Source organism: Corynebacterium sp. TAE3-ERU30 (genome assembly GCF_019209925.1).
Lineage (GTDB): Bacteria > Actinomycetota > Actinomycetes > Mycobacteriales > Mycobacteriaceae > Corynebacterium > Corynebacterium megadyptis.
This window is the reverse complement of sequence record NZ_JAHUTO010000003.1, coordinates 441,989-458,045: the sequence shown is the minus strand read 5'-3', so window position 1 is coordinate 458,045 and position 16,057 is coordinate 441,989. Positions and strand designations below refer to the sequence as shown.

Below are 16,057 nucleotides of genomic sequence, written 5' to 3'. Positions count from 1 at the left end.
CACGTGAAACGAAAGGCACCCATCATGGCTAACCCGGCCGCAGTCGAACTTCTCAAAACCTATCTGGATAATCCTCACCCCACCGTGGAGGAGGCCCGCGCGGTCTTCGAGCCGCTCACCGAGGGCGACTACGATGACGTCCATATGGCCGCGCTCTTGGTGGCCATCCGCACCCGTGGCGAGACCTTTGAGGATATTGCCGGCGCAGCCCAGGCGTTCCTCGCTGCCGCCCGCCCCTTCCCGCTCACCGGCGCGGGCCTTCTGGACACCGCCGGCACCGGTGGTGATGGCAAGAACACCATTAATATCTCCACCGCCGCCTCTGTGGTGTGTGCAGCGGGCGGCTGCGGCGTCGTCAAGTGCGGCAACCGCTCGGTGAGCTCGAAGTCCGGCTCCGCCGATGTGCTGGAAGCGCTCAATATTCCGGTACAACAAGACGTCGATAGCGCCGTGCGCTGCTATGAGAAGTCGAAGTTCACCTTCCTCTTCGCACCGGCCTATCACCCCGCCGTCGCGCACGTGCAGCCCGTGCGGAAGGCACTGGGCATTCCCACCCTCTTCAATATTCTCGGCCCCCTGCTCTCCCCGGCACGCCCCGAGCTGCAGATCATGGGTATCGCACAACCACGCCTGGGCGAGACCATCGCCCGCGTCATGCGCGAACTGGGCCGTGATCGCGCGCTGGTGGTGCATGGCAGCGGCACCGATGAGCTCGCGGTGCACGGGCCCACGGATTTCTGGGAGCTCAAGGACGGCGAGATCTCCCACTATCGCCTCACCCCAGAAGAGATGGGTATTGCCACCCACGAGCTCTCCGAGATTACGGGCGGCGATGCTGCAGAGAATGCTGAGATGCTGCGCGCCGTGTTCGCCGGTACCGCACCGGCGGCCCATGTGGATGCCGTCGCAGTCAATGCCGGCGCCATGTTCTATCTCCACGGCGTAGCCGAGAGCATCGCGGCGGGAACCGCCCACGCCAAGGAGGTCATCTCGAGCGGCGCCGTCCAGGACTGGCTCGCCACCTATGAAGGGAGTGATCATGACGACCAGTAATTCCTCCTCGCTGCCCACGATCTTGGAAGAGATCGTCAGCGCCCGCCGTGGCCACCTCGCGGATATCCGCGCCCGCATCGGCGGGGTAGAGGCGGCGTCTCTTCCCACCTCGCAGCGTTCGCTCTATGAGGCATTGCAGGGTTCGCACCGCTTTATTCTCGAGTGCAAGTCCTCATCGCCCTCCTTGGGCCTGATTCGCGAGTCCTATCATCCCGCCGATATCGCGCGGATCTACTCGCGCTATGCCGCGGCGATCTCCGTGCTCTGCGAGCCCGATCGCTTCGGCGGCGACTATGACCACCTCGCCACCGTGGCCTCCAGCACCCACCTTCCCGTGCTGTGCAAGGATTTCATCATCGATGAAGTGCAGGTGCTGGCCGCCCGCTATTTCGGAGCCGACGCCATCCTGCTCATGCTCTCTGTGCTTGACGACGCCGAGTACCGGCAGCTCTCCTCGCTGGCCGAGCAGCTCGGCCTCGATGTGCTCACCGAGGTGCTCGACGAGGAAGAGATGGCCCGCGCCACCGCCTTGGGCGCCCGCATCATTGGGGTGAACCACCGCAACCTTCATGATCTCAGCATCGATCTCTCTCGCTCGACGGAATTGGCGCCTCTGGCCCCCGCAGATGCAGTGCTGCTCGCCGAGTCGGGCATTAAGGACCATGTCACCGTGGAGAAACTCGGTGGGGTGGTCAATGGCTTCCTCGTGGGCTCGCAACTCACCTCCCAGCCCGGTATCGACGCGGCCGCCCGCGCCCTCATCTACGGCGAGAACAAGGTCTGCGGGCTGAGCTCGCCGGCGGCCGCCCAAGCGGCCTGCGCAGCCGGCGCCGTCTACGGCGGGCTGATCTTCGAGCACGCCTCGCCCCGCTATGTTTCACGTGAAACATCTGCGGCCATTATGGCCGCGGAGCCCGGCCTGCGCTATGTGGCGGTCTCGCGGCAGCGCTCCGGCTATCGGGACTATGCCGATAGTGGCGTCTACGCCGTGCAGATTCATGCACCGCTCTCCGATACCTGGGAGGGGGAGAAGCAGTTGATCTCCGCCGTGCGCGCTGAAGTCGGCCCCGAGGTCCAGGTGTGGCGGGCTATCTCTATGAGCTCCGAGCATGGGGCACGCATGGCCGAGGCGCACGCCAGTGGGGGACTGGTGGACAAACTCGTGCTGGACAATGGCGAAGGAGGCACCGGCGAGAGCTTCGACTGGGCGAATATCCCCGATAGCGTCAAAGACCGCGCCCTCATCGCCGGAGGCGTATCCCCGGAGAATATCGACCAGGCGCTGCGCACCGGCTGCGTCGGCGTCGATCTCAATAGCGGCGTGGAGTATGGCTCCGCGGCCGGGGAAACGTGGCAGTATCAAAAGAATAGTGCCGCCATCCGCAGCGCCTTCGCTGCCATCAAGGCCTTCCACTTTGCCCCTCCCGCCCCGCAAGGCGAGGCCGCAGAGAACCCCGATATCAAGTAACAAGGACACGATCAACGATGACAGAGACCACCCAGCACACAGAGCGGGAAACCATCCTTCCCGCCTATTTCGGAGAGTTCGGCGGGCAATATGTCCCGGAACTCCTTATTCCCGCCCTCGATCAGCTTGAGCAGGCCTTCGTGGACGCCATGGAGGATCCGGCATTCATGGAGGAGCTCGCGACCTATTTCCGCGATTATCTCGGCCGGCCGACGCCGATTACCGAATGCTCCAACCTGCCCCTCGAGGGACAGGGCAAGGGCCATGCGCGTATCTTCCTCAAGCGCGAGGATTTGGTGCACGGCGGCGCCCATAAAACCAACCAGGTGATCGGGCAGGCCCTGCTGGCCAAGCGCATGGGCAAGCACCGCGTGATCGCCGAGACCGGTGCCGGCCAGCACGGCACCGCCACCGCTCTCGCCTGCGCCCTGCTAGACCTCGAGTGCGTGATCTATATGGGCGCTAAGGACGTGGAGCGCCAGCAGCCGAATGTCTACCGGATGGAAATGATGGGCGCCAAGGTGGTGAGTGTGAACACTGGTTCCGGCACCTTGAAGGACGCCGTGAACGAGGCGCTGCGCGATTGGACGGAATCCTTCGAGGACACCCACTATCTGCTCGGCACCGCTGCCGGCCCGCACCCCTTCCCGACGATCGTCCGCGAGTTCCACCGCGTCATCTCCACCGAGGCTAAGAAGCAGATGCAGGAACGCATCGGCGGGCTGCCGGATGTGGTGACGGCCTGCGTGGGCGGCGGCTCCAATGCCATTGGTATCTTCGCCGACTTCATCGAGGAGGACTCGGTGGAGCTGGTGGGCACCGAGCCCGCCGGCTTCGGTCTGGATTCCGGCAAGAGCGGCGCGCCTATTAACGCTGGTCGCATCGGTATCCTCCACGGCGCTAAGTCATATCTCATGCGCACCGCTGAGGGACAGGTGGAGGAGTCCTACTCCATCTCTGCCGGCTTGGACTATCCAGGCGTCGGCCCCCAGCACGCCCATCTATCCCATTCCGGTCGCGCCACCTATGTGGGCATCACCGATGCCGAGGCACTGGAAGCCTTCCAGCTGCTGACCCGCTATGAGGGCATTCTGCCGGCGCTGGAATCCTCCCATGCTCTGGCCTATGCCCTGAAGCGCGCTCAGCTCGCCCAGGAGCAGGATGAGGAGATCACCATTCTGGTATCGCTCTCCGGCCGCGGCGATAAGGATATTGACTATGTGCGCCGCACCTTGGCCGAACACCCCGAGTACACCCTGAAGGAGAACTAAGCATGTCCCGCTATGACGATCTCTTCGCCAGCTTGGATGAACGGCGCGAGGGTGCCTTCGTCCCCTTCATCATGCTTGGCGATCCCGACCCCGATACCAATGTGGAGCTCATTGCCACCCTCATCGAGAATGGCGCCGACGCTCTTGAGCTGGGCGTACCCTTCTCCGATCCGGTAGCAGATGGCCCCACCATCCAGGCGGCGGATATTCGCGCTTTCGACGCCGGCATGGACTTCGCCGCCTCCCTCGATATCATCCGCCGCATCCGCGCCCGCTATCCCGAGATCCCCATGGGCCTGCTCTGCTATGGCAACGTGGCCTTTTCTCTGGGGCTGGATAATTTCTACTCCCAGATTCACGAGGCAGGCGCCGATTCCGTGCTCATTCCGGATATCCCAGTGCGCGAATCCGCCCCCTTCCTCGCCGCCGCCGAGCAGCACGAGGTCGATCCGGTCTTCATCGCACCGCCGAATGTGAATGAGGAGACCCTGGAACGGGTCGCGGCCGTGTCCAAGGGCTATATCTACACCGTCTCCCGCCTCGGCGTAACGGGTGCTGAGTCCGAATCTCAAACCGGGGGCCTGCCGGAGATCGTAAAGAATATTCAGCGCTTCGGCGGCGCCCCCTCGCTCCTGGGATTTGGTATCTCCACCCCAGAGCACGTCTCCGACGCCATCACTGCCGGTGCCGCCGGGGCGATCACCGGCTCCGCCATCGCGGCCATCATCGAGAAGTACTGCGAGGGCGAGCACCCCGAGCCGCGCCGCGTCACCGATCTCGAGGCGCTGCAGAAGGAACTCGCCGAGTTTGTCTCCCGCATGAAGGCGGCGACCGTCAAGAAATCCTAAGCCGCTCACGCTAGGGGAGAGGGGAGTGCGACGGCGCTCCCCTCTAGCTCTTTTCGGCCCCGAGGGGCTATAATTGGGGCATACTACGCACAGGGGCACTATTCATAACGTGACAAAACTCCTAGGCTGCGGAATAGTCTACGGAAACCCCCTAGGGCAGCTACTCCCCACGGTTGCCTCTCTCATCTATCTGTGCACCCAATAGTAGGCACACCCAAAGACTGATTAGTCCAATCCGCTGTGTGCAGGGGTTTTATTTTCTTGGCTCTCCCCACTACCATCGATCAGCCCACTCACCACACAGCAACCCCCATGCCTAAGGTGTCAGCACTAAGCTGAGGGCTATGCGCTCGAGATTCACTCTGCGACCACCAGACCCCTTGATCGTCCTCATTCTGTGCGCGGTCATTGTGGCGATTACCCTACCCGCACGCGGCTGGTTTGCCGATGCCTTTTCCGTGGCCACTCAGCTCGCCATCGCTCTGCTGTTCTACCTCTACGGTGCGCGGCTCTCGCCGCGAGAGGCCCTGGCTGGGTTGAAGCACTGGCGGCTGCACCTGACGATCCTCGCCTTTACCTTCGTGGCCTTTCCCCTCATCGGAATCGCCCTCACTCCGCTCAAGGCGATACTCTCCACCGGGCTCTATCTGGGCATCGTCTATCTCACGCTCACGCCCTCTACGGTGCAGTCCTCGGTGGCCTTTACCTCTATTGCCCGTGGCAATGTCGCAGGCGCGATCGTCAGCGCCTCGCTATCTAATCTGCTGGGCGTGGTCCTCACCCCGCTTTTGGTCATGCTCATCATGGCCCAGGGGACAGGTATCACCGTGGGGCCGGAGGTATTCATCAAGATCGCCGTGCAATTGCTTCTACCCTTTGTGGCGGGGCAGCTCACTCGGCGCTGGACCGGCCGCTGGGCGGCCGCCACAGGCACCAAAATCGTCGATCGCGGCTCCATCACCATGGTGGTGTACTCGGCCTTCTCCGCGGGCATGGTCGCGGGTATCTGGGACACCGTGAACGTGGGGGAGATCCTCTTCCTCATTGGCTTCTCCATCGTGCTGGTGGCCTTCATGCTGTGGCTCACCCGCTGGGTCGCCGCGCGCCTCGGCTTTGATCGCCAGGATCAGATTGCCATTCAGTTCTGCGGCACCAAGAAGTCCCTTGCCACGGGCCTGCCCATGGGCGCTGTGATCTTTGGCCCCGTAGAAGTAAGCTTGCTCATCGTTCCGCTCATGATCTTCCATCAGGTGCAGCTCATGATGTGCTCGTGGCTTGCCGCCCGCTATGCCCGCTCGCAGCAGGGCAAGAGCGCCGAGAGCACTCAGCGGCACAGCAGCTAAGAACTCCGTCCGCACACCCGTACCGAGGAGGTTTCCACCCCATGTCCCATCCGCAGAGCCCGCAGCCGAGCGGCAGCGACGCCCAGATGCTCTACGTGCGCATCAGCATGGCCATCGAGGCCCATGCGATCACCCATGTCGCGGAACTGGAGGAGATCGACGCCCAGCAGTGCCGTATGCTGCGTGTCCTCGAGCTCAAGGGCCCGGCGGATAGCTCGCACCGCACCCACGAGATCACCGGCTTCGCCGTACTCACCGCCGCGGGCAGCTTCGCTCTCGAGGGCATGGACGCCCCGCCGAACCCGGTGGTGCCGCACCCGAATCTCTATGGCAGCTTCGACGATATCGTCGCCAGCCCGCTCACTGCCGCCGAGTTCGAGGAGTACTGGTCCCAGCGCTCATCCTCGTAGCCATGTAACGACCACGCGGCCACGAGAAAAGCCCGGATGTTTCACGTGAAACATCCGGGCCTTTTTAGTTCTCTTCGTACTCCGTGGTGAAGGTACTAAATACCGACATCGGGAAATTCTGGCGTTTGAGAATATCGCCCCAGACATCCACCAAGCGCCCCGCAGTGATATCGGAGGGGAGTGCGGGTGCCACAAACCAGTGGCCGAGCTGAATCTCCTTGTCGAGCTCCCCGGGTTCCCATACCTTGTGTCCGGCGAAAAAGCGCACGCTCTCCACATAGGGCTCGAAGGCCTCCGGCGGATGCTGCAGATTGAGCACCACGATGCGATTGCTGAGCACATCCCAGAAATCGCCCTTCTCGGCCTCCATACCCGGCCGCAGTACGGCCACGGCCAGGGCCCCTTCCGGGCTGGTCGCCCCGCCCACATAGAACACTGGGGGAGTGCTCAGTAGATCGGACCACTCCGGCAGCACATTAGCCACCGCCATCTCGGAGGGCATCGTCACGCTAAGCGCCATGGTGCGTTGCTCGGAGTGTTCGATCACGAGCAGGGCATCGCGCTTATGCGGCCCGAACTCCGATTCGTGATCTTGCACCAGCACGGTGCCCACCTCAATGGGATTGCGTTCCATAGCGCTGAAGAGATTATCTCCGAAATACTGTTCCATGGCGGTGTGTCCTTTAGTTCTGTTCCTGCCACCACGAGCGTAGTGCCGCGATGGCATCCTCGCGCTCCATGGGGCCCTGATCCAAGCGAAGCTCCTTCAAGTATGACCACGCGCGGCCCACCTCGGGTCCGGGCGGTAGCTCGAGAATCTCCATGATGTCATTGCCGTTGAGATCCGGGCGGACGGCCGCGAGGTTTTCCTTCTCGGCGAGATCGGCGATGCGCTGTTCAAGCTCATCATAGGCCCGCTTGAGCCGCTGGGATTTGCGCTTATTGCGGGTGGTGCAATCCGAGCGCACCAGCTTATTCAGCCGCGGCAGCAGCTCGCCAGCGTCATTGGCATAGCGGCGCACCCCGGAGTCCGACCACGGCGCATCGCTGTAGCCATAGAAGCGCATATGCAAAAACACCAGCTGCGACACGTCCTTGACCACCTGCTTGGGGTACTTCAGGGCGCGCAGGCGCTGGCGCACCATCTTCGCTCCCACGACCTCGTGCTGGTGGAAGCTCACGGCGCCGCCCTCGTGGAACTCGCGGGTCGCAGGCTTACCGATATCGTGCATGAGCGCCGCCCAGCGCAGCACCAGATCGGGGCCGTCCTCGCCCTCGTGCTCGGTGGCATTGCGCAGCACCCGCTTCGAATGGACGTAGACGTCCTTGTGCTGTTTGTGCTCGTCCTGGGTGAGCCGCAGCGCGGGAACCTCGGGAAGTACATGATCGGCCAGTCCGGTCTCAACCATCACGTCGATACCGGTCCACGGGGCGCGGCCGAGCATGAGTTTGCTCATCTCCATCTGCACCCGCTCGGCGGTGATGCGGGTAATTTCGCCGCTCATCTCCTCCATGGCCTGGCGAACTCGCGGCGCCACGGCGCACTCCAGCTGGGAGACGAAACGGGCGGCGCGCAGCATGCGCAGCGGATCATCGTGGAAGGACTGTTCCGGGGTGGCTGGGGTATCGAGCAGCCCCGCCTGGAGGTCGCTCAACCCTTCCATGGGGTCATGCAGCTCGACATCGCCTTCGGGGGTGATGCGCACCGCCATGGCATTGACCTTAAAGTCGCGGCGCACCAAATCGCCCTCGAGGCTATCGCCGAAGCGCACCTCGGGGTTGCGGGAGCTGCCATCGTAGGTATCACTACGGAAGGTGGTGATCTCGATCTGCGCCTCGTCTTTTTCCGCAGACACGGTGCCGAATTCGATACCGGTGTCCCACACGGCCGGGGCATAGGATTGCAGTATCTGCATGATCAGCTCCGGGCGCGCCGAGGTGGTGAAGTCATAGTCCTTGCCACCGCGGTCGAGAAAAGCGTCACGAACACTGCCGCCCACGAGGTAGAGCGGGTGCTGGTGAGCGTCGAAAAGCGCTGCAAGATCTGCGAATCTGTGGCCAATCTCGCGCAGCCGAGTACATCCCGGCAGTGCATCGGACATGAGTCTCCTCCGATTCCTTGCACAGTGCGGCGACCCCCTCCTGGCGTCACCGTATATGTGTGATGAGTCTACTCGTGATGTCGAAGTACCAACCGGCGGCTGGTCACGATACGATCAAGGGAATGAGTACCACGAGCAGCAACGCCGAAAATTCGGCGCAGCGAACAAGCGAGTCTAGCAGCACTGCAGGCTCCGGTTCCAGCGGAAACACGAGCCCCAGCACGACGAGGGGCCGGTCTCGTGGTGCCTCCACCCGCCGATCGCGGCGCCGCACCCACACCCCAGCGCACACCCCGCCCCCTGCCGATGCAGGTAGCGAGGGACACTCCGAGGCCTCCAACTCCTCGCGTTCCGGCTCCTCGCGCTCGGGTTCTTCGCGCTCCGCATCGGAGGGCGGTCGGCGGCGCCGGCGGCGACGCGGCGGCCGTGGGGGACGGCAGAATGCCCCCCGCACCACCCGCCCCGACAGCTCGAAGAAGGAGAATGAGACCTCCACCCAGTCCGGCGAGGGCTCCTCGCGGCGGCGGCGCGGCAACGCCACCAAGCGCGGGGGGCGCGGTGGCGGGGCACAACGCTCCGGCGCGCAGGGGCAGAAGAAGCAGAAGCGGGGGAAAAACCAGCGCTCCCAGAATCCGCAACGCCCCCGCCGCGGTGATAAGGGCCGGGGCGGACAGCGGTCCATGCCTACCTCTATTGAAACCTCGGCGGGCGGCTTGGTGGCCTCCGGCCTGGCGGAGGCCGTGGATGAGAACGGCGGCGTGGATCTGTCCCGTATCTATGTGGCGTTGATTGGCCGCGTGGATCGCCGCGGCCGCCTATTGTGGTCGATGCCAAAGGGCCATGTGGAAAATGGCGAGGCCCATACGGCCACCGCGGAACGTGAGGTGTGGGAGGAAACCGGCATCAAGGGCGAGGTCTTAGGCGAGCTCGGCGTGATTGATTATTGGTTTGTCTCCGATGGCACGCGCATCCATAAGACGGTGCATCATCATCTTTTGGCCTATGTGGATGGGGATTTAAACGATGATGACCCCGAGGTCACCGAGGTATCGTGGGTACCAGCGAATTCTCTGATCGAGCGCCTGGCCTATGCCGATGAGCGCAAGTTGGCGCGCACGGCTCATTCTCTGATGCGGGAATGCGCGGTGCGTGTGCACGCCGAGGGAAGGACAACACCACGGTGAGTCGTACGCGTCGTCTAGCCGCGTCTGTGGTGGTAGCAGCGGTGGCCGCCACGACGTCACCCGTCCTTGCCCCGCAGGCTGCGGCATTTCCGGTGGTGCTCGACCCGAGCGATCCCCAGGTAGCGCAACAATGGGTCAATCCCTATATTCGCGCCGAGGATAAGGCCTCGCCGCTGCGGGTGGAGATCTCCCCGCTGGAGCAGTCGCATTGGGATCCCACGCGCCCTTTTCGGGTGCGGGTGGGCATCACTAATACTGCGGATACCCCGATTTCGGATGTCTCGCTCACGCTCTATCGAGGGGACGCCACGACTGACCCCGAGCATGCCGCCACCATGATGACGGTGGGGCTCGAGGCCTATCCTTATTCCCTCACTGGGGAGGAGGATCTGCGCATCGACGCCGGTGAGAAGCGCGAGCTCACACTCACCGTCACCCCGGGCGCCACCGCGGATCGGATCCGCCCCGGCGTCTATCCCTTCCTGATCTGGGTGGGGGCCACGGGGCCAGCGGGGGCGAGTTCCACCACGGAACGCTTCCTTGTGCCCACCGATCCGCTCACTCCTGCCTCGGCGCTTGTCGACGCCACCTCGCAGGACCAGTCTCCTCCCGATGCAGAGGAGCCGGCGCCGCCGAGTGGCCTGACCATGCTGCTGCCGATTACCGCCCCGACAGATATCACTCCGGGCGAAACTGGGGAGGCCCCCACCCAGCCCACCTTGTATCTGCGCGATGATGAGCTGGCCTCCACGATCGTTTCGGGTGGGCGCCTCGATCAGCTCCTCGATACCTATATCGAGCGCACCTCGACTAATGCGGCACTGCAGGATTCCACCTGTCTGGCGGTGGACCCGCAGCTGCTGGCTGCGGTGGATCGCATGAGCGATGGGTATCGCGTCTCCGAGAGCCGTCCCTCCCCGGTGGCGCCGGCGGCGCGGCTGCGGGACCGCTGGGATACCCCCTCGGAGGAGAGCCTGTCTGCGGCGGGCTCGAGCCCCGTGGTGGCGGGGGAGTGGATCGCGAAGCTCCATCGCGCCGCCGAGAATCACTGCGTCGTAGCGCTGCCTTGGGCAAATGCCGATCTCAATGCGGTGGCCTCCACCGGCAATCAGTGGCTGGCCCGCGAGGCCGTTACCCGCGGCCGCCTGACCGTGGAGGAGATTTTGGAGCGGCCGGTGACTAGCTCGGTGGTGATCCCGACTGCCGGCTATATGACCGATCGCGCTGAGAGCGTGATTCACACCGCCTCCTCGGGGCTGAGTCCCGATGAGGCGTGGGGGCGGCAGCGGCGACAGGGCGGCCAGCAGAATGTCTATGACGAAGCCCCAGACGTGCTCACCCAGGACGAGACTCCGCAGGAAGAGCAGATTCCCGATCCCACTCTGGGCCGCGCGGAGGTGCTGCTCGCAGATTCCACCGCGGCGCCCGCTGGGGAGCGAATCCATCCGGTGGGCTATAACTCTGGCCTGGCCACGCTCGTGGCGCGGATGGGCGGCGCCCCCGTCACCACGGCCTACTCGGATCCGCGCTACCGCTTCGATTACACCTTGGACTCCACCGTGGCCCGCCGCCAGAGCGCCGCGGCCGCCCTCGAGCTCGCCGCAATGAACGCCTCGCAGGCGGGCGAGCCGCTGCTGGTCTTCCCGCCGGCGCAGCTGAGCAGCAAGGATGCCACTAGCCTCTTGGATAGCGCCGAGTATGTGCTCAACGCCCGAATCAGCGCGCCCATGGCTATTACGGACTATCTGGCTACCGCTGCGGCTCCTGCTGGGACGCGGGAGGTGGTGGATCCGGCGGCGATGAGCGACCGCGAGATCATCACCACCAGCCAGCAGCTGCGCTATACCGACGAGGTCACTCGTCTCATGGTGCGCGATCCCAATATCGTGCTCACCCCCTATGGTTTTTCCGCGCCGCTGCGCCAGGGCATTCTGCGCGCCCTGAGCCGCACCGAACGCGATAGCCTGCGCCGGCATACGGCCGCCACCGAGCGCGCCAATCGCGGCATCACGGGCAACCGGGCGATGCTCATGGAATTGCGCGATGGCGTGGCCCTGCTGCCGCCGGGCAACGTCTATACCCGCACCAGTAGCTCCTCGCCGCTATTGATCGTGGCCCGCAATGGCCTGCCGCTGCCGGTGGATTCCCATATCGGCTATTCCGCTCCAGAGAATGTGAAATTAGAGCTGCCCGCGCAGCTGCGTATTCCCGCTAAGGGCTCGATCACCACGGAGCTGACGGCCATGATCCCCGATGAGGATCAGCGCACCGATCTCGAACTCTTCCTGCTCACCCCCACTGACACCTTGATCAGTAATCCCGTGGATATCTCGGTGCAGACCCGCGGCACCACCATCAACCGCTGGCTCGCCGGGGTGCTCCTCGTGATGCTCGTGGGCCTGATAGCGCTGCGCGCGAAGAAGCGTCGCCGCGCCCGATCGGCGCGCCGGCCACGCACCGCCGCGGACCGAGCCATGGCCCGCGCTGAGGCCGCCAGCACCGAGAACCAGCAGCGGCACCACCGCAGGAGCGGGGATAGGCGGGGCCGCCAGGAGGCGTCGCGACGCGCCCAGCACCTGCCGCGCCGCGATACTCACCACCACCCAGGGCCGAGTCCCGGGGATGACCCGCCGCGGCCACCCCGCAGCAGACAACGCAGACCGAGACGAACCCCGCCGCCGGGAGCACCGGAGGATGGGACGCGCTCCTCGCGACGATCGAGGGACAGCTAGAAGACGAAACGTGGTTGAGAAGTGACAGACAAGCACACGCCAGCAGCGGGCCAACGGCCCGGCTTACGCGGCCGCATCGTGCCGCCGGCACCACCCGCGCCGCTCCCCGAATCCCGACCTAGCGTTCAGGAAAAGCGGAAGCAGCAGCGGGAGAGCCAGCACAGCGATCACTCGCAGCTGGCCGCCGAACCGGCCCAAGCCCTCTACGAGGCGCAGCAGGAGGCCGCCACCGAGCCGGTCACCGCGGCCGGAACCTCCTCCCCGGTGGCCACCAAGGAGGAGGAGCAGGGCACCACCAGCGACTCCGATGTGGTGCGCGCCGGCGGCTCCATGGCCATTGCCACCCTGATTAGCCGTATCACCGGCTTTCTCCGCAACCTCGCCATTGGCGCCACCCTTGGCTCGGCGGTGGGATCGGCCTTCACCGTGGCCAATACGCTGCCCAATCTCGTTACCGAGATTGTGCTCGGAGCGGTGCTCACCTCCCTGGTGGTGCCGGTGCTCGTGCGCGCCGAGAAGGAAGACCCCGATAGGGGAGCGGCCTTCATCCGGCGGCTATTCACCCTGGCGCTGACGCTACTCATCGTCGTCACCACGCTCGCGGTGCTCACCGCCCCCTTGCTGACGCGACTGACCATTGACGATGAGGGCAAGGTCAATATCATTCAGGCGACCTCCTTCGCCTATCTGGTGCTGCCGCAGATTCTCTTCTACGGCATCTTCTCGCTGTTTATGGCGGTGCTCAATACCAAGGGCGTATTCCGGCCTGGGGCATGGGCGCCGGTGTGGAACAACGTGGTGTGCCTGGCCACCTTCGCCCTCTACTGGATGGTGCCGGGGGCGCTGGACCCGGCCGAACAGGCCTCGGTGACCGACCCACACGTGCTGCTGCTGGGTGTGGGCACCACCATGGGCGTGGTGGTGCAGGCGCTGCTGCTGGTGCCGCCGCTGCGCAAAAAGGGCATCGATCTGCGCCCGCTCTGGGGCATCGATGATCGCCTCAAAGAGTTCGCCGGGATGGCCATCGCCATCGTCATCTATGTGGCCATTTCGCAGCTGGGCTATATCGTGACCACCCGCATCGCCTCCAATGCCGATGCCCGCGCCCCGCTGATCTATCAGCAGGCCTGGCTGCTGCTGCAGGTGCCCTATGGCGTCATCGGCGTAACCCTTTTGACCGCCATCATGCCGCGGCTGTCGCGCAACGCCGCCGAGGGCGATGATAAGGCCGTGGTGCGGGATCTCACCTGGGCCTCCAAGCTCACCTTCGCCGCCTTGATCCCGGTGATCGTGTTCTTCATGGCCTTCGGCACCAATATCGCCAATGCGCTCTTCGCCTATGGCCAATTCACTCCCGCCGAGGCCGATATCTTGGGCTGGACCCTGAGCTTCTCGGCCTTCACCCTCATTCCCTATGCCTTGGTGCTGCTGCACCTGCGCGTGTTCTATGCCCGCGAGGAGGCGTGGACTCCCACCTTCATCATCGCCGGTATCACCACGGTGAAGATCCTGCTTTCGGCGGCCGCCCCCTTTGTGGCTACCTCCGCCTCCCGCGTGGTGATTCTGCTCGGCGCCGCCAATGGCTTTGGTTTTGTCAGCGGCGCGGTGATCGGTGTATTCCTCCTGCGCCGCAAACTGGGATCGCTGCGCGGCAAGGAAATCATGACCTCCACCCTGTGGGTCATTGGCGCCTCGCTGGTCGGTGCCGGCGTCGGCCTGGTCCTAGACTGGCTGCTGCAGCTGACCTTCTTCGGCGCGGCCTCCTCGGTGGTCATTATGCTGCGCACCGCGATCACCGGCACCGTATTCCTCATCGTCACCGCCATCGTGCTCTCCCGCTCGGGACTGCCCGAGGTCAGTGCCTTCTCCCGCCAGCTCAGCCGGGTGCCGGTGCTCAACCGCGTGCTCCGCACCCCGCAAGCCGACGAGGAGGACTCGGCGAACGAGGGGCTGCCCGCCGCCACTACTGCCGAGCTATCCACCCAGCTGGTCACCGTGGAGCCCTTTACCGCCTCCCCGGTGCCGCCGCCGATGTCGGCCGGCGAGGTGCGCATCCCGCGCCTGGTCCCGGGTGCCGCTGTGGCCAATGGCCGCTACCGCCTCCTGCAGGATTATGGTCGGGTCCCGGGCGCCCGCTTCTGGCACGCCCGCGATCAACGCACCGGCCAGCAGGTGGCGCTCGTGTTCGTGGACACCCAGGGCATGCAGATCCCCGCGGCCCCTGTCAGCCCCGCCACGGCCGCCCAGCGCGCCGCCGAGGTCACCCGCACCACCCGTGCCCTCGCGGAGCTCAACCATCCGGCGATCGCCGATAATATCCACGTGCTGCCCTATCGCGCGGGCTGCCTCGTGGTGGCGGACTGGGTGGAGGGCACCGCCTTGAACTCGCTTACCGTCGGCGCCCAGTCCGGCGCGCAGCGCCAGCGCTTCACCGGCGCCAATCCGCGCGCGGTGGCCTATGCCATGAGTTCGCTTCTCGACGCCGCCGCCACGGCCGAGGAGACCGGCATCTCGCTCGGCTTCGACCACTTTGATCGCATCCGCGTGAACACCGATGGCCGGGCCGTGCTCGCCTTCCCAGCGGTGCTGGAGAGCAATGACTATGGCCAAGATCTGCGCTATATTGCCAAGGCCGTGGAGCAGCTGGTGGAGGATGAGGGCGCCGGCCGGGAGCTGCAGCATCTCACCTCTCAGCTCTATGATTCCGATACGGTGAACCCGCGGGTGATGGCCGATGATCTCTACGAGTTCGGTATGGGCTCGGATCATCCCGAGCACTATCTCGAGGTGGCCGCGGATGCCGCGCCCGATCCCACCTCCTCGCCGGGCTTCGGTTCCAAGGGATATACCCGCGCCGGCCTCACCCTGGTCTCTATCGCCACGGTGGGCCTAGTGGTGCTGGTGGCCGCCTCCAGCGTCTATTTGCTCGGCATTGTCGGCGGCAACCGCGCCGATAGCCCGGTGAACTCGGACTCCATTTCCGGCGCGCCGGAGAAGGTGCTCAAAGCCACCAAGGTGAAGCTCACCCGCGCCGAGGAATGGGAGCCGGGTGATCCCGCGACCCGCCCCGCCGAGTGGCCGGATAATCCGCAGCTGGCGGAGCTGGTAATCGACGGCGATGTGTCCACGAGCTGGCGCACCGATGATTATCGCGCCCAGTTTGGGGAGCGCGAGGAGATCAAAAATGGGGTGGGCTTAAAGATCGACTTCGCCCAGCCGGCTTCCCCAGCGGAGGTGGAGTTCCTCGCCGATACCGGTGGTACCACCGTGAGCATCCTGGGATTCACCACGGACTCCGATGACGTGGACTCCCGAGATCAGCTCAGCGAACTCGGCCGCGCGGTGCTGCGCTCGGGCTCTACCGTGGTGACTCTGCCGAAGCTACAAACAGGCGAGGATCCCACCTATTATCGCGGCATGGTGGTCTGGATCGAGCGTCTACCGATGCCCTCGGGCAGCGCCAAGTCTCCGAAGCCCGCAGATATCCAGGAAATCCGCGTCAAGGGGATCGTGGATACCGGGAAGGAGGAGAGTGCAGAGTAGCGTCGTCACGCAGCGGCACAGGCTAGCCTTAGCCCACGATATGACCGTCTAGCTCAGCTCTATCCCCCCATATAGGTCCGGTGCACATCATGGTGTGCACCGG

Annotated in this window: 11 protein-coding genes; 9 read left to right on the top strand and 2 right to left on the bottom strand. The window is 64.6% G+C overall.

Translation table 11 applies throughout. The annotated features are described in order from the left end of the window. Positions 1-24 precede the first annotated feature (24 nt). From trpD to KR227_RS08005, 6 genes are all read left to right on the top strand, one after another. Positions 25-1,053: an anthranilate phosphoribosyltransferase gene (gene trpD / locus KR227_RS08030; protein ID WP_218364903.1), complete on the top strand. Its 1,029-nt coding sequence runs from the start codon at positions 25-27 to the stop codon at positions 1,051-1,053. Continuing rightward, the gene (gene trpCF / locus KR227_RS08025; protein ID WP_218364842.1) at positions 1,040-2,521 is read left to right on the top strand and encodes a bifunctional indole-3-glycerol-phosphate synthase TrpC/phosphoribosylanthranilate isomerase TrpF; all 1,482 of its coding nucleotides are present in this window, start codon (positions 1,040-1,042) and stop codon (positions 2,519-2,521) included. The genes trpD and trpCF overlap by 14 nt, the downstream gene beginning before the upstream one ends. 17 nt (positions 2,522-2,538) lie before the next feature. Beyond that, entirely contained in the window at positions 2,539-3,792 is a 1,254-nt protein-coding gene (gene trpB / locus KR227_RS08020) for a tryptophan synthase subunit beta (protein WP_218364841.1), read from the top strand. Positions 3,793-3,794: 2 nt separating this feature from the next. Beyond that, positions 3,795-4,640, top strand: a complete 846-nt coding sequence (gene trpA, locus KR227_RS08015; protein ID WP_218364840.1) for a tryptophan synthase subunit alpha — start codon at positions 3,795-3,797, stop codon at positions 4,638-4,640. Positions 4,641-4,984: 344 nt separating this feature from the next. Beyond that, positions 4,985-5,983, top strand: a complete 999-nt coding sequence (locus KR227_RS08010) for a bile acid:sodium symporter family protein (protein WP_218364839.1) — start codon at positions 4,985-4,987, stop codon at positions 5,981-5,983. Between the two features lie 41 nt (positions 5,984-6,024). Then, on the top strand, positions 6,025-6,393 hold the full coding sequence (locus tag KR227_RS08005) for a hypothetical protein (RefSeq protein WP_218364838.1): 369 nt from the start codon (positions 6,025-6,027) through the stop codon (positions 6,391-6,393). A 64-nt stretch (positions 6,394-6,457) separates the two neighbouring features. On the opposite strand, the gene KR227_RS08000 is transcribed toward KR227_RS08005, so the two are convergent. Together KR227_RS08000 and KR227_RS07995 are read right to left on the bottom strand one after the other, a co-directional pair. Then, complete coding sequence (locus KR227_RS08000; RefSeq protein ID WP_218364837.1) at positions 6,458-7,063, bottom strand: YqgE/AlgH family protein; 606 nt, start codon at positions 7,061-7,063, stop codon at positions 6,458-6,460. Positions 7,064-7,076: 13 nt separating this feature from the next. Next, a complete protein-coding gene (locus KR227_RS07995; protein WP_218364836.1) occupies positions 7,077-8,495 on the bottom strand; it encodes a CCA tRNA nucleotidyltransferase in 1,419 nt (472 codons plus the stop codon). A 122-nt stretch (positions 8,496-8,617) separates the two neighbouring features. Between KR227_RS07995 and KR227_RS07990 the strand changes: the two genes are divergently transcribed. From KR227_RS07990 to murJ, 3 genes are read left to right on the top strand one after another with little or no spacing between them, the layout of a single operon-like run. Beyond that, on the top strand, positions 8,618-9,679 hold the full coding sequence (locus KR227_RS07990; RefSeq protein WP_218364835.1) for an NUDIX hydrolase: 1,062 nt from the start codon (positions 8,618-8,620) through the stop codon (positions 9,677-9,679). Continuing rightward, positions 9,676-12,411 carry a hypothetical protein gene (locus KR227_RS07985; protein WP_218364834.1) on the top strand — a complete coding sequence of 912 codons (2,736 nt, stop codon included), beginning with the start codon at positions 9,676-9,678 and terminating at the stop codon, positions 12,409-12,411. Before KR227_RS07990 ends, KR227_RS07985 begins: the two co-directional genes overlap by 4 nt. A 21-nt stretch (positions 12,412-12,432) precedes the next feature. Beyond that, entirely contained in the window at positions 12,433-15,954 is a 3,522-nt protein-coding gene (gene murJ / locus KR227_RS07980) for a murein biosynthesis integral membrane protein MurJ (protein ID WP_218364833.1), read from the top strand. The last annotated feature ends 103 nt before the right edge of the window (positions 15,955-16,057 follow it).

Bases quoted from the DNA above. Each gene is read 5' to 3' on its own strand.
- trpB (WP_218364841.1), top strand. From the start codon at position 2,539: ATGACAGAGACCACCCAGCACACAGAGCGGGAAACCATCCTTCCCGCC.
- trpD (WP_218364903.1), top strand. From the start codon at position 25: ATGGCTAACCCGGCCGCAGTCGAACTTCTCAAAACCTATCTGGATAAT.
- KR227_RS08000 (WP_218364837.1), bottom strand. From the start codon at position 7,063: ATGGAACAGTATTTCGGAGATAATCTCTTCAGCGCTATGGAACGCAAT.
- KR227_RS07990 (WP_218364835.1), top strand. From the start codon at position 8,618: ATGAGTACCACGAGCAGCAACGCCGAAAATTCGGCGCAGCGAACAAGC.
- KR227_RS07995 (WP_218364836.1), bottom strand. From the start codon at position 8,495: ATGTCCGATGCACTGCCGGGATGTACTCGGCTGCGCGAGATTGGCCAC.
- trpCF (WP_218364842.1), top strand. From the start codon at position 1,040: ATGACGACCAGTAATTCCTCCTCGCTGCCCACGATCTTGGAAGAGATC.
- trpA (WP_218364840.1), top strand. From the start codon at position 3,795: ATGTCCCGCTATGACGATCTCTTCGCCAGCTTGGATGAACGGCGCGAG.
- KR227_RS08010 (WP_218364839.1), top strand. From the start codon at position 4,985: ATGCGCTCGAGATTCACTCTGCGACCACCAGACCCCTTGATCGTCCTC.
- KR227_RS08005 (WP_218364838.1), top strand. From the start codon at position 6,025: ATGTCCCATCCGCAGAGCCCGCAGCCGAGCGGCAGCGACGCCCAGATG.